3 protein-coding genes and 1 pseudogene are annotated in these 2,856 nt (G+C 40.6%); 2 read left to right on the top strand and 2 right to left on the bottom strand.

Annotated features, from left to right (window positions below):
* Positions 1 to 227 (bottom strand): annotated as a pseudogene (locus tag K7H09_RS24210) (glycoside hydrolase); the annotation flags it as partial.
* 477 nt (positions 228 to 704) lie between these two features.
* On the opposite strand from K7H09_RS24210, the gene K7H09_RS24205 reads away from it, so the two are divergent.
* Together K7H09_RS24205 and K7H09_RS24200 are read left to right on the top strand one after the other, a co-directional pair.
* Positions 705 to 1,022, top strand: coding sequence for a hypothetical protein (locus tag K7H09_RS24205; RefSeq protein WP_230806354.1), 318 nt, complete (start codon positions 705 to 707; stop codon positions 1,020 to 1,022).
* 3 nt (positions 1,023 to 1,025) lie between these two features.
* Complete coding sequence (locus K7H09_RS24200; protein WP_230806352.1) at positions 1,026 to 2,465, top strand: hypothetical protein; 1,440 nt, start codon at positions 1,026 to 1,028, stop codon at positions 2,463 to 2,465.
* A 166-nt stretch (positions 2,466 to 2,631) separates the two neighbouring features.
* Here K7H09_RS24200 and K7H09_RS24195 read toward each other — a convergent pair whose 3' ends face one another.
* On the bottom strand, positions 2,632 to 2,772 hold the full coding sequence (locus K7H09_RS24195; protein ID WP_230806350.1) for a hypothetical protein: 141 nt from the start codon (positions 2,770 to 2,772) through the stop codon (positions 2,632 to 2,634).
* Between the last annotated feature and the right edge of the window lie 84 nt (positions 2,773 to 2,856).

Genomic DNA, 2,856 nt, shown 5'->3' with positions numbered 1-2,856 from the left:
GGAAGCCAAACAAGCTGGCGTGGGTGATCGTCGTAGCTATTGAACGTCTTGCCGCCAACAATCACATTGAAACCGTCATGATCGCCAAAGCGAGGCGTGCCCTCGGCAAAGGCCAATGTATCGAGAAATGCAGCCACGTTGCCGGCACGTGAATCTCTTGGCGGTGCTGGCTCAACGCGCAGCAGTTCCGCCTCCTCAAGCCAATGAGTAGGAGAATGAGCAGACATGATAAACTCGAGATAAAAGGCCCCTGCACGAACGGGGCAAGGCGTAGCCCAGGCGGCAACGCATGAAATGGTAGCGGCGGCGGGAATCGAACCCGCTTTCTCCGGGATATGAACCTAGCAACCAGACAGTGGCTGGCCCACAGCCGCTAGAAACGCAAAAGCCCCACCGGGTCGGGTGACCGGCAGGGCTTAAATGCTGGGTGGCTTAATCACGTAGCTAAAGCATCCTAAATGAAATACTGCCTCAATTACGACACTGAAGCAAATAATTTATTTATCCAGGTTTCCGATGAAAACTGTAACGAATCTGAGCTTTCCAACGATCCGAATTTGAATTAAAGTAAGTATAATAATATTTTTTACAAATTCCAAATAACCATTCAGAAAATACAGCAGGCTCTCGAATTTTGACTACACAGTCTCATAAAAAATAAAACTCCTAAAAGCATGAACTCATAAGCCATTGGATAATACCATATGAAAATATCAATATATTTCCCCGAAGCAGATAAAAAAGACTTAAATAAAGTGGCACTGGAACTTGACAATATTGGAGCGATAGAAATTCAGGAGAAAGAACCTTTTGAATTAGGCTCACCAATAGTAAATGAGTTTGTCATAGCTCTTGGAAGTGCAGGTGTTATCGCCGGGATAGTAAAGGTTCTCCATTCTTACATATTACGCAATAAGGACAACAATGTAGAAATCAGAAAATGTGATGGAACCTATATTTCTTTAAAGGGATACTCACCAAGTCAGATAGAGAAAGTTTTAAAAAACATTGAGGACTTGTAGATCATGACAGGATCTAATTATGAAAAAGACTTTCTTTATAGCCTAATGGCACCATCTAAAGGAAGCTTATGCCCTTTTAGCTATTTAATGACTAGTTCATTTGAAAAAAACAACTTCGACTCATTTCGTCAGGAAGTTTTTTTGGGTAGGGTTCACACCGCTTATGAAATGTTATTGAGAATGTTTGAAGACTCCGAAGATAAAGAGAGTTTTCTGATCGAGGCTTCAATTCCAGCTCATGAAAAACGACACTTCGTTGATCTGACGGCAACCACTTTTGGCCTCTACTTATTTAAACATAACTGGGCGCTCTGTGTAAGCTTTTTTTTACTTCTTCAGAGCCTAAGTAAAGAGGGTATCAAAGTTTCATTGCCATTACGAGAATGGTGCAAATCGAAAAATTGTCCTGAAGAGGTTAAATCATTCGTTCATATCTATGAATATACTGAAAAGAGACTTAGTAAAGAAATTGGTATCGGCAAACCAGAATCCATGCCAAAAGAATATGTACCTCAACAATATGATATGATATTAACCAAATTAGAAGCAGACAATGTCACTTTGCCTAGCGTAGGCTTCCTCGGTGTAGATGAATATAATATTTATCCAATTAATGGTCTCGTAATTCTTGAGGGGATTGCGACAATAGTACAATATAATTATATATCAAAAATCAATAAGGAATTAGCTGACAAATGGTGGGAGAAACTCTCAAACAACCCACAGCTATGGATGTATTGGTCGGTTCCAAACATATTGACCAAAATGGTCGGCTTAAGTAATGAGCAATCCCTTATTGTTTTAGAGTGGGCTTTGATGATTCCAGCTGATTTCACCAATAATAGCCCTGAACTCGATCCAGCATGGCGTCTATATTATATTGCAAACTATTTGGCTCGATCAAAAAAGTCTAACCAAAACATAAAGAAGTCGATTGAGGAATTTCTGAAATTGCAGAAATGGAGAACTACCGCAGAGGTAGTAACCTTAACGGACAACTATATAACGAATTGTTTTAGCGAAATGAAAATTGATGCTAATGACCCACTATCAACCGTAATGCATGAATACATGTTGTCATTTAAACGCTCATTGACTGTGCGAAAGGATAATCCTCTAGTTGGTTTTGACTATTTGGAAAAATTTGACTCTCTTCCTCCAATGACCCGTACAATATCACCTGATGGAGTGGTGAGTATAAAAATGAAAAAAACAGATTCTGAAATAGACGAAATAAAGAACCAAGGATGGCTGTCATATTTAATAATTTCGAGATCAATTTATGACAGTATAAGTAAAAAACATATCTCTTGTCCTTTTTCGCTTGAAAAAAAACATTCAAATTTTCCACATTCAAATGAATGCAATTGCAATCTGGACTTAAAAAATTGTACTGTAAGTCAAGTAATGCAGTTGACTGGTGTCCAATTCAATCAATTTTAACATAGAACTACTCAAAAGGATTTACATATAAATAGCTAATATGAGCGTTATATCAGAAACGACTAAAAGGCAGCTTTTGCCCAGCAGCAGTACCTAATGCCCACTCCTCTAGAGCATTGAGATAGCTAAGCGCGTTGGTCAAAAATATCGGCCAACGCAATTCAATCTATGTCTGCCCTACCTCATCAACCGCCAACACCTGCCACAACCGCTTACCCGCCACCTGCAACGCCTCAACGCTCTCAAAAGGCCTAACGCCCTCATTCAGCCCCAGCGCCCTGAGCAAAGCATCCTGCCGCTCTACCATCTCCTGGCAGTCACAATCCAAATGCTATGGCCATCTTCTCCAGACGGATGCGAGCGGCCTGCATCAGCATGGCCGCGGCCTGGC

The organism is Halomonas sp. IOP_14 (assembly GCF_021021315.1).
In the GTDB taxonomy this organism is placed as follows: domain Bacteria; phylum Pseudomonadota; class Gammaproteobacteria; order Pseudomonadales; family Halomonadaceae; genus Vreelandella; species Vreelandella titanicae.
Note: the sequence above shows the minus strand (reverse complement) of the source record. Positions and strands in the feature narration are given on the sequence as shown.

Bases quoted from the DNA above. Each gene is read 5' to 3' on its own strand.
- K7H09_RS24205 (WP_230806354.1), top strand. From the start codon at position 705: ATGAAAATATCAATATATTTCCCCGAAGCAGATAAAAAAGACTTAAAT.
- K7H09_RS24200 (WP_230806352.1), top strand. From the start codon at position 1,026: ATGACAGGATCTAATTATGAAAAAGACTTTCTTTATAGCCTAATGGCA.
- K7H09_RS24195 (WP_230806350.1), bottom strand. From the start codon at position 2,772: ATGGTAGAGCGGCAGGATGCTTTGCTCAGGGCGCTGGGGCTGAATGAG.